Source organism: Streptomyces sp. NPDC090741 (assembly GCF_044769045.1).
Taxonomy (GTDB): Bacteria; Actinomycetota; Actinomycetes; order Streptomycetales; family Streptomycetaceae; genus Streptomyces.
Genome location: NZ_JBIVXF010000008.1, coordinates 51,315 through 68,489 on the forward strand (window position 1 = coordinate 51,315; position 17,175 = coordinate 68,489).

18 protein-coding genes are annotated in these 17,175 nt (G+C 70.8%); 10 read left to right on the forward strand and 8 right to left on the reverse strand.

Going from position 1 to position 17,175, the window contains the following annotated elements; genetic code table 11:
* The first annotated feature begins 29 nt into the window (after positions 1–29).
* The 3 genes from ACIQU4_RS22025 to ACIQU4_RS22035 are packed head-to-tail and all read left to right on the forward strand — an operon-like array spanning position 30 to position 2,315.
* Positions 30–1,172, forward strand: a complete 1,143-nt coding sequence (locus tag ACIQU4_RS22025) for an NADH-quinone oxidoreductase subunit D (RefSeq protein WP_030158514.1) — start codon at positions 30–32, stop codon at positions 1,170–1,172.
* A gap of 53 nt (positions 1,173–1,225) precedes the next feature.
* On the forward strand, positions 1,226–2,071 hold the full coding sequence (locus ACIQU4_RS22030; RefSeq protein WP_403733273.1) for an arylamine N-acetyltransferase: 846 nt from the start codon (positions 1,226–1,228) through the stop codon (positions 2,069–2,071).
* Between the two features lie 28 nt (positions 2,072–2,099).
* Positions 2,100–2,315 carry a hypothetical protein gene (locus tag ACIQU4_RS22035; protein WP_403733276.1) on the forward strand — a complete coding sequence of 72 codons (216 nt, stop codon included), beginning with the start codon at positions 2,100–2,102 and terminating at the stop codon, positions 2,313–2,315.
* Between the two features lie 32 nt (positions 2,316–2,347).
* Here ACIQU4_RS22035 and ACIQU4_RS22040 read toward each other — a convergent pair whose 3' ends face one another.
* From ACIQU4_RS22040 to ACIQU4_RS22055, 4 genes are all read right to left on the reverse strand, one after another.
* Positions 2,348–3,379, reverse strand: coding sequence for a hypothetical protein (locus ACIQU4_RS22040; RefSeq protein ID WP_403733279.1), 1,032 nt, complete (start codon positions 3,377–3,379; stop codon positions 2,348–2,350).
* Between the two features lie 101 nt (positions 3,380–3,480).
* Entirely contained in the window at positions 3,481–4,473 is a 993-nt protein-coding gene (locus tag ACIQU4_RS22045) for an ABC transporter substrate-binding protein (protein ID WP_403733281.1), read from the reverse strand.
* Positions 4,474–4,553: 80 nt separating this feature from the next.
* Entirely contained in the window at positions 4,554–5,219 is a 666-nt protein-coding gene (locus ACIQU4_RS22050) for an ABC transporter permease (protein ID WP_403733284.1), read from the reverse strand.
* Positions 5,220–5,223: 4 nt separating this feature from the next.
* Positions 5,224–5,991: an ABC transporter permease gene (locus ACIQU4_RS22055; RefSeq protein ID WP_403733287.1), complete on the reverse strand. Its 768-nt coding sequence runs from the start codon at positions 5,989–5,991 to the stop codon at positions 5,224–5,226.
* Between the two features lie 153 nt (positions 5,992–6,144).
* Here ACIQU4_RS22055 and ACIQU4_RS22060 point away from each other — a divergent pair, with 153 nt between their 5' ends.
* A complete protein-coding gene (locus ACIQU4_RS22060) occupies positions 6,145–7,107 on the forward strand; it encodes an ABC transporter ATP-binding protein (protein ID WP_403733290.1) in 963 nt (320 codons plus the stop codon).
* A 70-nt stretch (positions 7,108–7,177) separates the two neighbouring features.
* On the opposite strand, the gene ACIQU4_RS22065 is transcribed toward ACIQU4_RS22060, so the two are convergent.
* Positions 7,178–8,287 carry an alpha/beta hydrolase gene (locus ACIQU4_RS22065; protein WP_403733293.1) on the reverse strand — a complete coding sequence of 370 codons (1,110 nt, stop codon included), beginning with the start codon at positions 8,285–8,287 and terminating at the stop codon, positions 7,178–7,180.
* 153 nt (positions 8,288–8,440) lie between these two features.
* Between ACIQU4_RS22065 and ACIQU4_RS22070 the strand changes: the two genes are divergently transcribed.
* The 6 genes from ACIQU4_RS22070 (at position 8,441) to ACIQU4_RS22095 (ending at position 13,577) form a co-directional block, all read left to right on the forward strand.
* Positions 8,441–10,300, forward strand: coding sequence for a phosphatidylglycerol lysyltransferase domain-containing protein (locus tag ACIQU4_RS22070; protein WP_403733295.1), 1,860 nt, complete (start codon positions 8,441–8,443; stop codon positions 10,298–10,300).
* 257 nt (positions 10,301–10,557) lie between these two features.
* The gene (folP, locus tag ACIQU4_RS22075; protein WP_385573541.1) at positions 10,558–11,430 is read left to right on the forward strand and encodes a dihydropteroate synthase; all 873 of its coding nucleotides are present in this window, start codon (positions 10,558–10,560) and stop codon (positions 11,428–11,430) included.
* A gap of 52 nt (positions 11,431–11,482) precedes the next feature.
* Positions 11,483–11,926 carry a nuclear transport factor 2 family protein gene (locus ACIQU4_RS22080; protein ID WP_403733298.1) on the forward strand — a complete coding sequence of 148 codons (444 nt, stop codon included), beginning with the start codon at positions 11,483–11,485 and terminating at the stop codon, positions 11,924–11,926.
* Positions 11,927–12,055: 129 nt separating this feature from the next.
* On the forward strand, positions 12,056–12,415 hold the full coding sequence (gene folB, locus ACIQU4_RS22085) for a dihydroneopterin aldolase (protein ID WP_030158540.1): 360 nt from the start codon (positions 12,056–12,058) through the stop codon (positions 12,413–12,415).
* On the forward strand, positions 12,412–13,020 hold the full coding sequence (folK, locus tag ACIQU4_RS22090) for a 2-amino-4-hydroxy-6-hydroxymethyldihydropteridine diphosphokinase (RefSeq protein WP_403733301.1): 609 nt from the start codon (positions 12,412–12,414) through the stop codon (positions 13,018–13,020). The genes folB and folK overlap by 4 nt, the downstream gene beginning before the upstream one ends.
* Before the next feature lie 68 nt (positions 13,021–13,088).
* Positions 13,089–13,577, forward strand: coding sequence for a DUF3180 domain-containing protein (locus ACIQU4_RS22095; protein ID WP_403733303.1), 489 nt, complete (start codon positions 13,089–13,091; stop codon positions 13,575–13,577).
* A gap of 50 nt (positions 13,578–13,627) precedes the next feature.
* On the opposite strand, the gene folE is transcribed toward ACIQU4_RS22095, so the two are convergent.
* The 3 genes from folE to hpt all read right to left on the reverse strand — a co-directional run bounded on the left by folE (position 13,628) and on the right by hpt (position 17,139).
* Positions 13,628–14,236 carry a GTP cyclohydrolase I FolE gene (folE, locus tag ACIQU4_RS22100; protein WP_403733306.1) on the reverse strand — a complete coding sequence of 203 codons (609 nt, stop codon included), beginning with the start codon at positions 14,234–14,236 and terminating at the stop codon, positions 13,628–13,630.
* A gap of 113 nt (positions 14,237–14,349) precedes the next feature.
* Positions 14,350–16,371, reverse strand: a complete 2,022-nt coding sequence (gene ftsH, locus ACIQU4_RS22105) for an ATP-dependent zinc metalloprotease FtsH (protein WP_403733309.1) — start codon at positions 16,369–16,371, stop codon at positions 14,350–14,352.
* A gap of 207 nt (positions 16,372–16,578) precedes the next feature.
* Positions 16,579–17,139 (reverse strand): hypoxanthine phosphoribosyltransferase, encoded by a 561-nt coding sequence (gene hpt, locus ACIQU4_RS22110; RefSeq protein ID WP_030158549.1) that lies wholly within the window; start codon positions 17,137–17,139, stop codon positions 16,579–16,581.
* Positions 17,140–17,175: the final 36 nt, after the last annotated feature.

Here is a 17,175-nt window from a genome sequence, read left to right on the forward strand (position 1 = left end):
TCGGCCCCTGCGGCTGCGAGAATGCGGCCATGACGGAGACCACGGTCGGCATCGGCGGAGCGGCGGAGAGCACCGACATGGTGCTCAACATCGGACCCCAGCACCCTTCCACGCACGGCGTGCTGCGCCTGCGCCTCGTCCTGGACGGCGAGCGGATCGTCAGCGCCGAGCCGGTCGTCGGCTATATGCACCGCGGCGCCGAGAAACTCTTCGAGGCGCGCGACTACCGGCAGATCGTGATGCTCGCGAACCGCCACGACTGGCTGTCCGCGTTCTCCAACGAGCTCGGCGTCGTGATGGCCGTCGAGCGGATGCTCGGCATGGAGGTCCCCGAGCGGGCCGTGTGGATGCGGACCCTGCTCGCCGAGCTGAACCGGGTGCTGAACCACCTGATGTTCCTCGGGTCGTACCCCCTCGAACTGGGCGGAATCACCCCGATCTTCCACGCGTTCCGCGAGCGCGAGGAGCTCCAGGCCGTCATGGAGGAGATCTCCGGCGGCCGCATGCACTACATGTTCAACCGGGTCGGCGGCCTCAAGGAGGACCTCCCGGCCGGCTGGCTCGGGCGGGCCCGCGCCGCGATCGCCGACGTCCGCACCCGCATGGACGTGTACGACAAGCTGGTGCACGGCAACGAGATCTTCCGCGGCCGCACGCGCGGGGTGGGCGTGCTGTCCGCCGAGGCCGTGCACGCGTACGGGGTCTCCGGCCCGATCGCCCGCGCCTCCGGCGTCGACTTCGACCTGCGCCGCGACGAGCCGTACCTGGCGTACGGGGAGCTCCAGGACGTCCTGAAGGTGGTCACCCGCACCGAGGGCGACTGCCTGGCCCGCTTCGAGTGCCTGCTGGACCAGACGCACAACGCGCTCGACCTCGCCGTGGCCTGCCTGGACCGGATGGCCGAGCTGCCCCCCGGGCCGATCAACCAGCGCCTCCCGAAGGTGCTGAAGGCGCCCGAGGGGGCCACGTACGCCTGGACCGAGAACCCCCTCGGCATCAACGGCTACTACCTCGTCTCCAAGGGCGAGAAGACCCCGTACCGGCTGAAGCTGCGCTCCGCCTCGTACAACAACATCCAGGCGCTCGCGGTGCTGCTGCCGGGGCAGCTGGTCGCGGACATGGTGGCGATCCTGGGCTCGCTGTTCTTCGTCGTGGGAGACATCGACAAGTGATGAGTCGCGGGAACTCCCGCGACCGCACGGGAGTTCCCGCTTAGGGTGCCCGCATGACCCCTGGCGTGTACGACGGCTACCTGCGGCGGCTCGGCTTCGCGCGGCCGCCCCGGCCCACGGCGCAGGCGCTGTTCGCGCTCCAGCGCGCCCACGTCGAGCGCATCCCGTACGAGAACCTCGACATCCAGCTCGGCCGGCCGCCCGGCATCGACCCCGAGCTGTCCGTACGCCGCTTCGCGGCCGGTCGCGGCGGGTACTGCTTCCACCTCAACGGCGCCTTCGCGCTGCTCCTGGAGGGCCTCGGCTTCGCCGTGACCCGGCACCTGGCGGGCGTACTCGGCCCGGCGGACCGCGAGCGCCTCGACGTCAACGGCGATCATCTGGCGCTGACGGTCCGGGCCGACGGCGAGGAGTACTTCGTCGACGCCGGGCTCGGCGACGGCCCGTACGAGCCGCTGCCGCTGCGCGCCGGAACGCACCGGCAGGGGGAGTTCACGTACGGGCTGGGCCGGCTGGACGGGGACCGGCCCGGCTGGAGGTACGTCAACGACGCGGGCCCCTTCCCGGTGGTCAACGTGCTCTCGGCTCCGGCGGTGACCGCCGACTTCGAGGCCACGCACGTGCGGCTGTCGACCGCGCCGGACTCGGGCTTCGTACGGACCCTCGCGCTGCTGCGGCGCGACGCCCACGGCATCGACGCGCTGCGGGGCCGGGTGCTGAGCCGGACCGAACCGGCGAAGGGGACGACCGAGCGGATCCTGGACACCCCGGGTGAGTTCTGGGCGGTGGTGGGCGGCCTCTTCGAGCGGAAGCTCGACGACCTGACTCCGGCGGACCGGAAGGCGCTGTGGGACCGCGTCTGCGCGGCCCACGAGACGTGGCTGGCCGCCCGGCGCTGATGTCGGTACGGGGGTGCAGACTTGGGGCATGTCCCACTCCCCCCGACGGGCCTGCCCCGCATGCGGGCGCGACTGCGCCGTGACCGCCGGCCGGATCGCCCGCCACGACCCTCCCGCCGGCCGCGCCCGCGCCGACCTGATCTCCTGCCCGGGCTCCCGGGCCCGCGTGGTGCTCGGCGCCTGCGCCCCCACCCTGGACGGCTTCGCCCTCGCGCCCCTTCCGGGTCAACTCCCGCTGTTCTGACCGCGGGACCGGCCCGGGTCGTGCCGGACCGGCTACGAGATCGCGGTGCGCAGGCGGACCACGTCGATCGGCTCCGTCTCGTCGTGGGCCGTCAGGTCGATGACCTGGCCCACCGCCCGCTGTTCGGGGGTGGGCTGCTTGAAGCCCTGCTCCTTGACCGGCTGCTCGGCGGCGGCCAGGTCCGCCTGGGCCGACTCCGCCTTGTGGACCGCGAGGGCCTCCGCGCCCACCACGTCGGCCAGGTCCTCGTTCTGGACCGATTCGATCACCGCACGGGCCTGGGCCGCGGTCTTGGTGCCGAAGAAGTCGAAGCCGCCCTCGACCCGGGACGCCGAGCGGCGCGCGGCCGAGTACGGGGCCACCGCCGCGGACGGCCGGCGCGCCGGGAGCGCGCCCGTACGGGTATGCCCCGTTTCCAGCGCCATCGGCTCGGCGCCCTTGGCCTGCAGCATCTTCGGCCGGGCCGGCTTCGCCTCCGCCTTGCGCACGAGGGCCGCCATGGCGGCATTGGCCCGGGCGTAGCCGACGCTGGTGGGCGCGCCGCTCGACGTCCGCTCCTCGGTCACCGGCGGGAGCTCCTTCGGCGCCGCCGGGGACTCAGGGGCGGCCGAGGCCTCGATGGCGAGCAGCCGGCGGCCCTCCAGGGCGCTGGCCCGCTCGGTCTCGGCGGTCGCGTACCGCCGCAGCAGCGCCGCGTGCTCGCCGCGCAGCCCCGCGAGTTCGACCCGCTTGGCCCGCAGCTTCGCGTCCAGCTTGGCGCGCAGCACCCGGGCCTCTTCGAGGTCGGACTCGAGCTCGGCTATCCGCTCCTCGGTCTTCCACTCGTCCTTGACCCGCTCGCGCGAGAGTTCGGCCACGCGGCGCCCGGCCGCACGGTCCCAGGCGCGCATGACGACGGCGCCGGACACTCCGGCCGCCGCCGAGAGGGCCACGAGCAGGCGTAGGGGCAGAGGTTCCGCGAGCAGCCAGGCCGCGGCCGCACTGGCGACGGAGACTCCGGCCACGGTCGTCGGCGTGAGCAGCCGGTGCAGGGGTTCGGGATTGCGGTGGCGTCCACGGGGCATGGCCTGAAATTTACAGGGCGTGGAGGTCGAGTGGGGTAACTGCCCGGCAATCTGTGGCCGGGCAGTTACCCGTCATTTCTCCACCAAACCCGCAACTACTCCTACTTCGTGAGGCCCTTTGCCTTCAGATAGGCCTTCGCGGCATCCGCCGGCTTCTCGCGCTGGGCGTCCACCTGCCTGTTCAACTCGACGAGGTCGGTGGTCGTGAGGACCTTGGTCAGCTTGTCGAGGGCGGCCGCGATCTCCGGGGATCCCGCGTCCTTGGCGTTGACCACCGGCAGGACGTTGTCGGCGTTCTGGAGCTTCTTGTCGTCCTCCAGCAGGACCAGGCCGAAGGTGTCGAGGGTGGCGTCCGTGGTCGTGGTGAGCGCCAGCTGGTCCACACCGTCCTTGACCGCCTGCTTGGCCTGCGGGGTGCCGACGCCCTTCGGGTCAATACCGGAGACGTCGATTCCGTACGCCTTCTTCAACCCCGGCGCGCAGAAGGGCCGTACGGCGCATTCGTCGCCCGCCGCGATCTTCACCTTCAGCCCCGACTTACCAAGATCGGAAAGGGTCTTCAGGTTGTTCTTCTGGGCGAATTCCTTCGACACCGCGAACGCGTTCTGGTCGACCGCCGAGCCCGCCGGCAGCACCTTCAGGCCGAGCGGGGCCGCGAGCTTCTCCAGCCCCGCGACCGTCGCCGCGACGTCGCTGGACGCGACCGGCTTCTCCTCCGGCGCCTTCGGCCCGTTCACCTTGGCGTTGAGGAACTCCGCGAGGGTGGCCGCGTACTCCGGGACGACGTCGATCTCGCCCTTCTCCAGGGAGGGCTCGTACAGCTCGCGGTTGTTGACCGTGGTGATCGACGTGCTGTAGCTCGCGTCCTTGAGCACCTGCGCGTACAGCTCCGCCAGCACGTTGGACTCGGTGAACCCGGCCGCGCCGATCACGACCTTGCCCTTGGCGGAACCGGAGCCGGAGTCCGAGGGGGCGGAGGCGCCCGACCCGGTGTCCTTGCTCTTCTCCAGGCTGTCGCCGCCGCACGCGGCGAGGGAGGCGGTCAGGGCCGCCGCCCCCAGTACGGCGCCGAGGACGCGCGTGGACTTGCTCATCTTGTGCTCCTCCAAGGGAGTGGGAACGACCAACGAAAGAGGGGTGGGGGGGGGTGGGGCGGACGGGTGCGGGCGACCGGTCAGCGCGCCGCCGGGCGCGGGAAGAGCCGGTCCGCCGCCACCAGGACGCCCTCGACCAGCAGGGCCAGCGCCGCCACCAGCAGCGCCCCCGCGAAGACCTGCGGCGTGTTGTACGTGTTGAAGCCGGCGGTGATGATCCGGCCGAGGCCACCCTGGCCGACCATGGCCGCGATCGTGGCCGTAGCGATCACCTGGACGGCTCCCGAGCGCAGCCCGGTCATCACCAGCTCGCGCGCGAGCGGCAGTTCCACCCGCCAGAACAGCTGGCCCGCGGACATGCCCATGCCCCGGGCGGCCTCCACCACCGAGCGGTCCACCTCGCGCATGCCGACGTACGCATTGGTCAGCAGCGGCGGTACGGCGAAGAGCACGAGCGCGGCGATGGTGGGCACATAGCCCGCGCTGCGCAGCGGCGAGACCATGAACAGGGCCAGCACCGCGAAGACGGGGACGGCCCGCCCGATGTTGGAGACGTTGACGGCGAGCGCCCCGCCCTTGCCGATGTGGCCGAGCCACAGGCCGATCGGGAGGGCCACCGCGCAGGCGATGGCGAGGGAGATCCCGCTGACGTAGACGTGCTCGCCGAGCCGGTGCCACACCCCGTTCTCCCCGGACCAGTTGGCTCCGTTCGCCAGCCAGTCCCAGGCCTCTCCGAGCACGCCCATCGCCTCAGGCCCCCTTCGTCGCAGTCGTCGGAGCCGTTGCCGGAGCCGTTGCCGGAGCCGGCGTCTCGGGAGTCGTCGCCACCGGCCTCGTCCGGCGCGGCCCGCGCGGCGCCCGCGTCCACGGCGTGAGCAGCCGCTGCACGCCGAGCAGCAGCAGGTCCGCCACCAGGGCGAGCAGGACGCACAGCACGGAGGCCGTGAGCACCTGGGCCTTGAAGGAGCTGTTGACCGCCGGGGCGATGAGGTTGCCGAGGCCGCCCTTGCCGACGATGGAGCCGACGGTGGTCAGCGCCACCGTGGACACCGTGGCGATCCGCACCCCGGCGAGCAGCGCGGGCAGCGCCAGCGGCAGTTCGACCTGCCACAGCAGCCGCGCCGGCCCGTACCCCATCCCGCGCGCGGCCTCCCGTACCTCCTCGGGGACGGCTTCCAGACCGGCCATCGCGTTGCGGACCAGGATGGTCAGTGAGTACAGCACCAGCCCGGTCACCACGAGTGACGCCGACAGCCCGAACAGCGGCAGCAGCAGGGAGAACATGGCGAGCGAGGGGACCGTGTAGAGCAGGGTGGTCAGGCCCAGCACGGGCGCGGCCCAGCGCCTGCCGCGGCGGGCCAGCAGGGCCAGCGGGAGGGACAGGGCGAGGCCGATAAGGACCGACACCCCCGTGATCCACACATGTTGGACCGTGGCGTCGGTGAGCTCCTGGGAGCGGGACGTGACGTAGTCCCAGCAGATCCAGTCGTTCGCCACCAGGCAGTTCTGCCCGGCCATGCCCTCACCCCCTGCCGCCATTCCGTACACCCGTCCGAATGGGCCCGGTCAACAGCGACCATAACCCCCGTCGCCGACAATGGCCGGAAACCTTCGCACCGGGGTAATACTCCCGTCACAAATAACCCGCAGTGTGTGGGGGAGGATGGGCATGTGATCCGATTCGAGCATGTGACCAAGCGCTACCCCGACGGGACCACGGCCGTCGAGGACCTGTCCTTCGAGGTGGCGGAGGGTGAGCTGGTCACGCTCGTGGGCCCGTCCGGCTGCGGCAAGACGACCACGATGAAGATGGTCAACCGGCTCATCGAGCCGACCTCCGGACGGATCCTGCTCGGCGGCGAGGACATCGCGAGCGCCGATCCCGTGGAGCTGCGCCGGCACATCGGGTACGTCATCCAGCAGGTCGGGCTGTTCCCGCACAAGACGGTGCTGGAGAACACCGCGACCGTCCCGCAGCTGATCGGCACCCCCAAGGCCAAGGCCCGCGCCCGGGCGGCCGAGCTCCTCGAACTGGTGGGGCTGGACCCGGCCGTGTACGGGGGCCGGTACCCGCAGCAGCTGTCCGGCGGGCAGCGCCAGCGCGTCGGCGTCGCCCGGGCGCTGGCCGCCGATCCGCCGGTGCTGCTGATGGACGAGCCGTTCGGTGCGGTGGACCCGGTGGTCCGCGAACGCCTCCAGAACGAGTTCCTGGCGCTCCAGCGGACGGTGCGCAAGACGATCCTGCTGGTCACGCACGACCTGGAGGAGGCGGTCCGGCTCGGCGACCGCATCGCCGTCTACGGCTCGGGCACCATCGAGCAGTTCGCCCGCCCGGCCGCGGTGCTGGGGGCGCCGGCCACCGAGTACGTGGCCTCCTTCGTCGGCGCGGACCGGGGCCTGAAGCGGCTCGCGGTCACCCCGGTGGAGCAGGCCGACCTGGCGCGGGCGGACGGGAAAGCCCCCACCGCCGATGTGGCGCTGGGGGCGAGTCTGCGCGAGGCGCTCGCGCTGCTGCTGCAGGAGGACTCCGGCCGGATCGGGGTCACGGATCCGCACTCCGGTGCGCTGGTCGGCGTACTGACCCCGGAGGGGGTCCACCGGGCGCTGCGCCGGGCCCAACTGCAAGAGGCCTAGCAGGCCCGGAGGCCTGGGCCCGGGAGGCCTGGGCCTGGGCCTGCGCCCGGCCTCGGACCGAGGCCGGGGCTCAGGCCTGGATGCGGTTGCTCATCCACACCAGCATCGGCGGGATCTCGCGGCGCCAGGTGTTGAAGTTGTGGCCGCCGCTGTCGAGGATGATCGAGGAGACCCGGTCCGGGCCCTTGACCAGCTTGATGAACTTCTTGGTGTCGCCGAGGTTGGGCTCGCCCGTCTCGCTGCTCGTGACCAGGAACGACGTACCGGTCGGCTTCTTGTGCTCGATGCTGTGCAGGACGTCCGCGCGCTTCTTCAGCTTGTCGTCGCCCTGGAACAGGTTGCCGGTCGTCGCGTCGTTCGCCGCTTCGTAGTACGCGGACAGACCCGCGGCGGCGCCGAAGGTCTGCGGGTAGTGAGCGGCGATCTTCAGGGCGCAGTAGCCGCCGGTCGAGTTCCCGATGAAGCCCATGTTCTGCGGCTTCTTGCCGACCCGGAAGGTGTCCTGGATGGCCTGCGGCAGGTCCTCGGCGAAGAAGGTCTCGGTCTGCGGTCCGCCGGGTATGTCCACGCACTCGGTGTCACGCGGCGGTGCGATGGTCGGGCGCAGCATCACCAGGATCATCGGCTTCATCTTGCCCGCCTTGGCCTGCTTGAAGGCCGTCATCGGGTAGTTCAGCCCTTTGATCAGGTTCTCGGCGGTGCCCGGGTAGCCCGTCAGCACGATGGAGGCCGGAAAGTTCTGCTCCTTGTGCTGCGGCTGGAAGTACTCCGGCGGCAGCCACACGTACCCGGGGCTCGTTATTTTCGACTTCTGCCCGGTTATGGCAACCTTCAGGATCTGTCCGCCGACCTGGGGCTGGGCGCCGCCCGGCACGTCGAGCTTCTGCTTGTCGACGACCTTGATGTCCTTGCTGCTCATGGAGTGGTCCACGACCTTGCCGACAGATGTCTGCTGGCCGAACAGGTCCGCCCACGAGCCGTAGAAGGAGAAGGACTTGTTCGCCGCCAGGCCCACGGCCGAGAACAGCGCCAGCTGGGTCGCGAGCAGGAGCCCGATCCGGCCGAGCAGCGCACGCCAGGTGCGGCCCGAGAGCCGGGGCCAGAACCACACCGTTGCTGCGAAGAGCAGCACACCGGCGATGATGGCCAGCGCCAGAACCGTATTACTGGTGAGACCCATGAGCAGTCAGTCGACTTTCTGATGGCAGGACTAGTTTTTTCTCGGTGGAAGAGTGAACCCGCTCGACCCCGATGTCGTCCTAGTGGACGCACCACACTCCGGAGGCTGTCGCGGCCTTCGGCCACATGATCTCTCGCGGAGCAACGGGAAGCGATGTCTAGCAGGATAGATGGCGATAAGTCGGGACAGGTTCCGAAGCGGGTCCGCCGAATCTTCCGCGGCCCACGACCGGAGTCGGTGCCCGGGCTGGTAGGTACGGCCGTCATGATCGTCGGCCTCCTGGACATCGCGGCGGGAGTGTTCCCGCGGTTCCGGCACAGCCGGATCCACGCGGTCACCGAGGTGCTGCCCGGTTCGCTGGGCCCCTTCGCAGCCGCCCTCGCCATCAGCGCGGGCGTCCTGCTTCTCCTCCTCGCCCACGGCCTCAAGCGCCGCAAGCGCCGCGCCTGGCGGGCCGCCGTCATCCTGCTCCCGGCCGGGGCCGCGGCGCAGTTCATGTACCGGCACTCCGTCATCAGCGTCGTCATCGCGGCGGTGCTCCTGGGGCTCATCGTGCGCCACCAGGGTGAATTCAAGGCGCTGCCGGACCCGCGCAGCCGCTGGAAGGCGCTGGCCAACTTCGTGCTGATGAGCGCCGGCTCCATCGGCCTGGGTCTGGTCATCGTCAACTCCCACCCGGGCCGCGTCGTCGGCCATCCGGGTATTTACGAGCAGATCAGCCACGTCGTGTACGGGCTCTTCGGCTTCGAGGGACCCGTCGACTACGCCGGCCGCGTCTCCTGGACCGTGGGCTACTCGCTCGGCGCCCTCGGCATGCTGACCGCGCTCACGACCATCTACCTGGCCTTCCGCCCCGAGCACCCGGCCGCCCGGCTCACCGCCGACGACGAGACCAAGCTGCGCGAGCTGCTCGCCAAGCACGGCGGCCGCGACTCCCTCGGCCACTTCGCGCTCCGCCGCGACAAGGCCGTCGTCTTCTCCCCCAGCGGCAAGGCCGCCGTCACCTACCGCGTCGTCTCCGGTGTCATGCTCGCCTCCGGCGACCCCATCGGCGACGTCGAGGCCTGGCCCGGCGCCATCGAGCGGTTCATGGAGGAGGCCAAGGCCCACTCCTGGACCCCGGCCGTCGTGGGCTGCAGCGAGACCGGCGGCGAGGTCTGGACCCGCGAGACCGGGCTGGACGCCCTGGAGCTCGGCGACGAGGCGATCGTCGACGTCAAAGACTTCTCCCTCTCCGGCCGTCCCATGCGCAACGTCCGCCAGATGGTGAAGCGCATCGAGCGCAACGGCTACACCACCAAGGTCCGCCGCGTCAGCGAGCTGACCGAGGAGGAGCTGGAGCGGGTACGGGGCGCCGCCGAGGCCTGGCGCGGCACCGACACCGAGCGCGGCTTCTCCATGGCACTGGGCCGGGTCGGCGAGGAGGGCGACGGCGACTGCTTCATCGCCACCGCCCACCGGGTCGAGGAGGGCGACACCAGCCCGTTCCGCGACCTCAAGGCCGTCCTGCACTTCGTCCCGTGGGGCAAGGACGGCATGTCGCTGGAGCTGATGCGCCGCGACCGCGCGGCCGACCCCGGCATGAACGAGCTGCTGATCGTGGCCTCCCTGGTGGAGGCGCCTTCCCTGGGCATCGAGAAGGTCTCGCTGAACTTCGCGATGTTCCGCGCGGCCCTCGCCCGCGGCGAGAAGATCGGCGCCGGGCCGGTGCTGCGGATGTGGCGCGGCCTGCTGGTCTTCCTGTCGCGCTGGTTCCAGATCGAGTCGCTGTACAAGTTCAACGAGAAGTTCCGCCCCCGCTGGGAGCCGCGCTTCATGGTCTACCGCGCCAGCAGCGACCTGCCCCGCATCGGCTTCGCCGTGATGCAGGCCGAGGGCTTCGTGACGGTGGCCCTGCCCCGGCTGTTCGCCAGCCGGCGCCGTCCCAAGCCGGTCCGCGCCTGCGCCCACACGCACCACACCGCCCAGGTCCCGGCCCAGGCCAAGCAGGAGCGCGAGGTCCAGGTCGCCTGATCCCAGGCCCCCGGCCCCGGAGCCCGGCCCCGCCGCACGTGTGGCGGGGCCGGGCTTCGCCGTCACCGGACCGGAACCCGGGGCGGGAACGGAGACCGGGGCCGGGCCGGAACGGGCACCGGGGCCGGAACGGGGACCGGGCCGTCGGTCCGCTCTCCGGCCCCCGCCCGGCCGGGGCAGCGCTCCGTTCCCCGCCTCCCGCCCGGCCAGGGCAGCCGCATACGGCCCGGCCAGGACGGCGGCCCTACCCTGGAGCCATGAACATCGAGCGCGGGGCCACCGGCAGGGGCCGGGTCGCAGGCCTGCCGGAATGGGACCGCTGCGGGGTCATGGGCGTCGTCAACGTCACCCCCGACTCCTTCTCCGACGGCGGGCGCTGGTTCGACACCACCGCCGCCGTCAAGCGCGGCCTCGACCTCGTCGCCCAGGGCGCCGACCTCGTCGACGTCGGCGGCGAGTCCACCCGCCCCGGCGCCTCGCGCGTCGACGAGGAGGAGGAGCTGCGCCGCGTCGTCCCCGTGGTGCGCGGCCTGGCCTCCGAGGGGGTCACCGTCTCCGTCGACACCATGCGCGCCTCCGTCGCGGCCCGGGCCGTCGCCGCCGGCGCGACGCTGGTCAACGACGTCAGCGGCGGCCTCGCCGACCCCGGGATGATCCCGGCCGTCGCCGCCGCCGAGGTGCCGTTCGTGGTGATGCACTGGCGCGGCTTCAGCGACGGCATGAACCGCCTCGCCGTCTACGAGGACGTCGTCGCCGAGGTCACCGCCGAGCTCCGGATCCGCATCGACGCCGTCGTGGCCGGCGGGATCGCCCCCGAGCGGCTCCTCGTCGACCCCGGCCTCGGCTTCGCGAAGATGGCCGAGCACGACCTGGCCCTGGTCGCCCACCTCCCCGAGCTGCGCGCCCTCGGCTTCCCTCTGCTGGTCGCCGCGTCGCGCAAACGATTCCTCGGCCGGATCCTGGCCGGCGCCGCCGACGCCGCCCCGCCGCCCGCCCGCGAGCGCGACGCCGCCACCGCCGCCGTCTCCGCCATCGCCGCCCACCAGGGCGCCTGGGCCGTACGGGTCCACGAGGTACGGGCCACCGCCGACGCGGTTCGGGTGGCCCGTGCGGTGGAAGGGGCTCTGTGATCCGCCCCGCCGGTGGTGGGATCCGTACCGCAGCAGCCAGGAGAGGGGAACGGTGAGCCGTACCGACATCGAAGCCGTCGACGAGGTCAACACGGCCTTCTACGAGGCCATGGAGCGGGGGGACTTCGACGCACTGTCGGCACTCTGGCTGGAGGACGAGATCTCCTGCGTGCACCCGGGCTGGCCGGTGCTCTCCGGCCGCGGCGAGGTGCTGCGCTCGTACGCGCTGATCATGTCCCACACCGACTACATCCAGTTCTTCCTCACCGACACGAAGGTCGCCGTCATAGGTGACACCGCGCTGGTGACGTGCACGGAGAACATCCTCAGCGGCGGGCCCGCCGAGGACGGCGGAGAACTCGGCCCGCTCGTCGGCCAGCTGGTCGTCGCCACGAATGTGTTCCGACGCACATCGGAGGGCTGGCGGCTCTGGTCCCACCACGGTTCTCCCGTGCTGACGGACTCCGACGAGGACGAGGAAGAGGACTCCGCCTGACCCCTCCGGCGGGGCCCGAGGTCTTTCGCAGGTAAATTCGAAGACGGACGACGCCGACCGCACTCGGCGTAGGCCCATGGATCCGGGAGTCCCGGACCGGAAGCACCTACGAAAGCAGGAGTGATTCGCGTGGATCGTGTCGCGCTGCGCGGCCTCAAGGCTCGCGGGCACCACGGCGTCTTCCCCCGGGAACGCGAGGAAGGCCAGACCTTCATCGTCGACCTCGTGCTGCACATCGACACCCGCCCCGCGGCGGCCGACGACGACCTGGCGAAGACCGTGCACTACGGGGTCGTCGCCGAAGAGGTCGTCGATGTGGTCCAGGGAGAGCCCGTCGACCTGATCGAGACCCTCGCCGAGCGGATCGCCCAGCAGTGCCTCAAGCACGAAGCGGTGGCACAGGTGGAGGTCGTCGTCCACAAACCGGACGCCCCCATCACCGTCCCCTTCGACGACGTGACCATCACGATCACCCGGAGCCGCGTGTGAACAACGGACTGAACGCCCAGAGCGACCCCACCGTCCAGCCGGTGCCCGCATCCGTCGTCGAGACCGTGGACGCGGCCGACACCACCCTGTCCAACCCCAAGTGGGCCGTCATCGCGCTCGGCTCGAACCTCGGCAACCGCCTGGAGACCCTCCAGGGCGCCATCGACGCCCTGGAGGACACCCCCGGCCTGCGGGTCAAGGCCGTCTCCCCCGTCTACGAGACCGAGCCGTGGGGCGTCGCGCCCGGCTCGCAGCCCTCGTACCTCAACGCGGTCGTCGCGCTGAAGACGACCCTGCCGCCGTCCTCCCTGCTGGAGCGCGGTCAGGCCATCGAGGAGGCCTTCGACCGCGTTCGCGAGGAGCGCTGGGGCCCGCGCACGATCGACGTCGACATCGTCGCGTACGCCGACGTGGTCTCGGACGACCCGGTGCTCACCCTCCCGCACCCGCGGGCCCACCAGCGGGCCTTCGTGCTGGCCCCGTGGAACGACATCGACCCCGAGGCGCAGATCCCGGGGCACGGCCCGGTCGCGTCGCTGCTGGCCGGAATCGGCCTGGCGGGCGTCACGCCGCGACCGGACCTGGAACTCCGCCTGCCCGAGTAGTCGTTAACCTGTGGCGGAGGCCGAGGAACGTCGACGAGTCTGCGGCGCGGAAAGCGGGGAACGGGCACGTGAAGCAACTGAGGCCGGCGGTCCTGGCGGGGATCTTCGCCGTCGCCGGTGTGCTGTCCTGGGCGGGCGCCCGGCTGTGGAACGCGTACGGGACCCTGCCGGGCGTCCCGCTGGCCGCGCCCATCGTGCTGGGCGCCATCGCGGTCGTCCTGCTGGCCACGGCCCTCTCGCTCCGCTCCCGCCTCAAGGCGCAGCGCGAGCGCCGGCCGGGCGCCAAGGGCGTGGAGCCGCTGATGGCGGCCCGCGCGGTCGTTTTCGGACAGGCCAGCGCCCTCGTCGCGGCCCTCGTGGCGGGCATGTACGGCGGCGTGGGCGTCTTCCTGCTGATGGACTCCCTCGACGTCCCAGCCCGCCGCGACCAGACCTGGTACGCCGGCTTCTCGGTCCTGGCGGGCGCGGCCGTCATCGCCGCCGCCCTCTTCCTGGAGCACGTCCTCAAACTCCCGGAAGACGACGACACCACCCCCCACGCCCCCTCCCGCGCCTGACCGGCCGGCCCGCCGCCTGAGCCGGCCCGGCCGGGGCCCGGGCGGCCCGGTCAGCGCGCCATGATCAGGCTCATGGCCTCGTTGCGGGTGGCGGGGTCGCGGAGCTGGCCGCGGACCGCCGAGGTGATCGTCTTCGCGCCGGGCTTACGGACCCCGCGCATGGTCATGCACATGTGCTCGCACTCGATGACCACGATGACCCCGCGCGGCTCCAGGATCTCCATCAGGGAGTCCGCTATCTGCGTGGTCAGCCGCTCCTGCACCTGCGGGCGGCGGGCGAACACGTCCACGAGGCGGGCCAGCTTCGACAGCCCGGTGATCTTGCCGTCGGTGGACGGGATGTAGCCGACGTGCGCGACACCGTGGAACGGCACCAGGTGGTGCTCACAGTTGCTCATGACCTCGATGTCCTTGACCAGGACCATCTCGTCGTGGCCGAGGTCGAAGGTGGTCGTCAGGACCTCTTCGGGCTTCTGGTAGAGGCCGGCGAATATCTCCTTGTACGCGCGGGCCACGCGGGCCGGGGTTTCCAGGAGGCCTTCGCGGTCCGGGTCCTCGCCGACCGCGATCAGGAGTTCACGGACCGCCGCCTGGGCGCGCTTCTCGTCGAACTCGCCGATCGTGCCCTCGTCACCGGTCAGGGTCACTGGGTCGGTCATGTCTTCCTCGTTCCTGTGTGCACTGGCGCCTCCACGGGCACGCAAAAGTGCCGCGCCCCCCAGGCTAGAACCTGGGGGGCGCGGCATCCATTCCGGGACGGTCCGGCCGAGGGCTACTCGGCGCGGTCCTCCGGCGCGGGGTCCTTCTCCACGGACACGGCCGGCGTGCCCGCCGAGGTGCCGTTCGCCGAGTTCGTCAGCTGGAGCTCCTTGGGAGAGAGCACCGGCGGGCGGGTCGACGGGGTGCGGTGCGAGGAGCCGGTCCACGCCGGGCGGGCCGGGCGCTTCACGATCGTCGAGAAGACCTCGGCGATCTCCTCCTTGCCCAGCGTCTCCTTCTCGAGGAGCGCGAGGACCAGGTTGTCGAGGACGTCGCGGTTCTCGACCAGGATCTCCCAGGCCTCGTTGTGCGCCGTCTCGATGAGCTTCTTGACCTCTTCGTCGACGAGCGCCGCGACCTCTTCCGAGTAGTCCCGCGGGTGCGACATCTCGCGGCCCAGGAACGGCTCGGTGTTGTCCCCGCCGAACTTGATCGCGCCGAGGCGCTCGGTCATGCCGTACTGGGTCACCATCGCGCGGGCCGTCGCCGTGGCCTTCTCGATGTCGTTCGCAGCGCCGGTCGTCGGGTCGTGGAAGACCAGCTCCTCGGCCGCGCGCCCGCCCAGCATGTACGCCAGCTGGTCGAGCATCTCGTTGCGCGTGGTCGAGTACCTGTCCTCGTCGGGCAGGACCATGGTGTAACCCAGGGCCCGGCCGCGGGACAGGATCGTGATCTTGTGGACCGGGTCGGAGTTCGGGGAAGCCGCCGCGACCAGGGCGTGGCCGCCCTCGTGGTACGCGGTGATCTTCTTTTCCCGGTCCGACATGATCCGGGTCCGCTTCTGCGGGCCCGCCACGACGCGGTCGATGGCCTCGTCCAGCATGTGGTTGTCGATCAGCTTGCGGTTCGAGCGGGCGGTGAGCAGCGCCGCCTCGTTCAGGACGTTGGACAGATCGGCACCGGTGAAGCCGGGGGTGCGGCGGGCGACGGCCGAGAGGTCGACGTCCGGAGCGATCGGCTTGCCCTTCTGGTGGACCTTGAGGATCTCCAGACGGCCCTGCATGTCCGGACGGTCGACCGCGATCTGCCGGTCGAAGCGGCCCGGGCGCAGCAGCGCCGGGTCGAGGATGTCCGGGCGGTTCGTGGCGGCGATCAGGATGACGCCGCCCTTCACGTCGAAGCCGTCCATCTCGACGAGCAGCTGGTTCAGGGTCTGCTCGCGCTCGTCGTGGCCGCCGCCGAGGCCCGCACCGCGGTGCCGGCCGACGGCGTCGATCTCGTCGACGAAGACGATCGCCGGGGCGTTGGCCTTGGCCTGCTCGAACAGGTCGCGGACACGCGAGGCACCGACACCGACGAACATCTCGACGAAGTCGGAACCGGAGATCGAGTAGAACGGGACGCCGGCCTCGCCCGCGACGGCGCGCGCCAGCAGGGTCTTGCCGGTGCCGGGCGGCCCGTACAGCAGCACACCCTTGGGAATCTTGGCCCCGACGGCCTGGAACTTGGCCGGCTCCTGCAGGAACTCCTTGATCTCGTGGAGTTCCTCGACGGCCTCGTCCGAGCCCGCGACGTCGGCGAACGTCGTCTTCGGGGTGTCCTTGGTGATGAGCTTGGCCTTGGACTTCCCGAAGTTCATCACCCGGGAGCCGCCGCCCTGCATCTGATTCATCAGGAACAGGAAGACGACGACGATGAGGACGAAGGGCAGCAGGGAGAGCAGCACGCTGAGGAACGGGCTGGTCTTGTCCGGAGAGACGGTGTACCCGTCCGGAATCTGACCGGCTTCGAACTTGGTCTGGAGGTTCTGGGCGAGCTGGACGCCCTGGTCCCCGATGTAGTTGGCCTGGAACTTGGTGCCGTCGTTGTCGCCGAGCTTCTGGTCCTTCTTCAGCTCGATCTTGATCATCTGGCTGTCACCGGTGGTGAGCTTGGCGCTCTCCACCTGGCCACTGTTGATCGCCTTGATGACCTCGCTGGTCTCCACCGACTTGTAGCCGCCGCCGGAGCCGACGACGTTCATCAACACGACCACGGCGAGGACGGCCAGCACGATCCACATGACCGGCCCACGGAAGTATCGCTTCACGTCCATCCATACGGGGCGCCAGGCGCCCCGTCCCTCCTGCCCGTAGGTAAATGCTGCTGTGAGTAAAGACTGTTCTTCGGAATGTACCCCTGTATTGTCACCCGCGGCCTCGTGGGACGGCTGACAGAACTGCTTTCCCCTGCTCCAACGGCAGGAATCGTTCCAGGGTTCCCCTGAGCGGGCCCCGTCCGGGGCCCGGTCCCGTCCGGGGCGTCAGCCGCCGTAGACGTGCGGGGCGAGGGTGCCGACGAACGGCAGGTTGCGGTACTTCTCCGCGTAGTCGAGGCCGTAGCCGACGACGAACTCGTTCGGGATGTCGAACCCGACCCACTTCACGTCGATCGCGACCTTCGCGGCGTCGGGCTTGCGCAGGAGCGTGACGACCTCCAGCGAGGCCGGCTGGCGCGAGCCCAGGTTCGACAGCAGCCAGGACAGGGTCAGGCCCGAGTCGATGATGTCCTCGACGATCAGGACGTGCTTGTCCTTGATGTCGGTGTCCAGGTCCTTGAGGATCCGGACCACACCGGAGGACTGGGTCCCGGCGCCGTACGAGGACACCGCCATCCAGTCCATGGTGAGCGGGGTGGACAAGGCACGCGCCAGGTCCGCCATCACCATCACCGCGCCCTTGAGGACGCCGACGATGAGCAGGTCCTTGCCCGCGTACTCCGCGTCGATCTTCGCGGCCAGCTCGGCCAGCTTCGCGTCGATCTCTTCCTTGGTGATGAGCACCGACTGGAGGTCGCTGCCCATGTCCTTCTCGTCCACCCGCATCACTTTCGTTTGCGGCCGGGGCTCCGGGGGTGCCCC

Bases quoted from the DNA above. Each gene is read 5' to 3' on its own strand.
- ACIQU4_RS22025 (WP_030158514.1), top strand. From the start codon at position 30: ATGACGGAGACCACGGTCGGCATCGGCGGAGCGGCGGAGAGCACCGAC.
- ACIQU4_RS22030 (WP_403733273.1), top strand. From the start codon at position 1,226: ATGACCCCTGGCGTGTACGACGGCTACCTGCGGCGGCTCGGCTTCGCG.
- ACIQU4_RS22035 (WP_403733276.1), top strand. From the start codon at position 2,100: ATGTCCCACTCCCCCCGACGGGCCTGCCCCGCATGCGGGCGCGACTGC.
- ACIQU4_RS22040 (WP_403733279.1), bottom strand. From the start codon at position 3,379: ATGCCCCGTGGACGCCACCGCAATCCCGAACCCCTGCACCGGCTGCTC.
- ACIQU4_RS22045 (WP_403733281.1), bottom strand. From the start codon at position 4,473: ATGAGCAAGTCCACGCGCGTCCTCGGCGCCGTACTGGGGGCGGCGGCC.
- ACIQU4_RS22050 (WP_403733284.1), bottom strand. From the start codon at position 5,219: ATGGGCGTGCTCGGAGAGGCCTGGGACTGGCTGGCGAACGGAGCCAAC.
- ACIQU4_RS22055 (WP_403733287.1), bottom strand. From the start codon at position 5,991: ATGGCCGGGCAGAACTGCCTGGTGGCGAACGACTGGATCTGCTGGGAC.
- ACIQU4_RS22065 (WP_403733293.1), bottom strand. From the start codon at position 8,287: ATGGGTCTCACCAGTAATACGGTTCTGGCGCTGGCCATCATCGCCGGT.
- ACIQU4_RS22070 (WP_403733295.1), top strand. From the start codon at position 8,441: ATGTCTAGCAGGATAGATGGCGATAAGTCGGGACAGGTTCCGAAGCGG.
- folP (WP_385573541.1), top strand. From the start codon at position 10,558: ATGAACATCGAGCGCGGGGCCACCGGCAGGGGCCGGGTCGCAGGCCTG.
- folE (WP_403733306.1), bottom strand. From the start codon at position 14,236: ATGACCGACCCAGTGACCCTGACCGGTGACGAGGGCACGATCGGCGAG.
- ftsH (WP_403733309.1), bottom strand. From the start codon at position 16,371: ATGGACGTGAAGCGATACTTCCGTGGGCCGGTCATGTGGATCGTGCTG.
- hpt (WP_030158549.1), bottom strand. From the start codon at position 17,139: ATGCGGGTGGACGAGAAGGACATGGGCAGCGACCTCCAGTCGGTGCTC.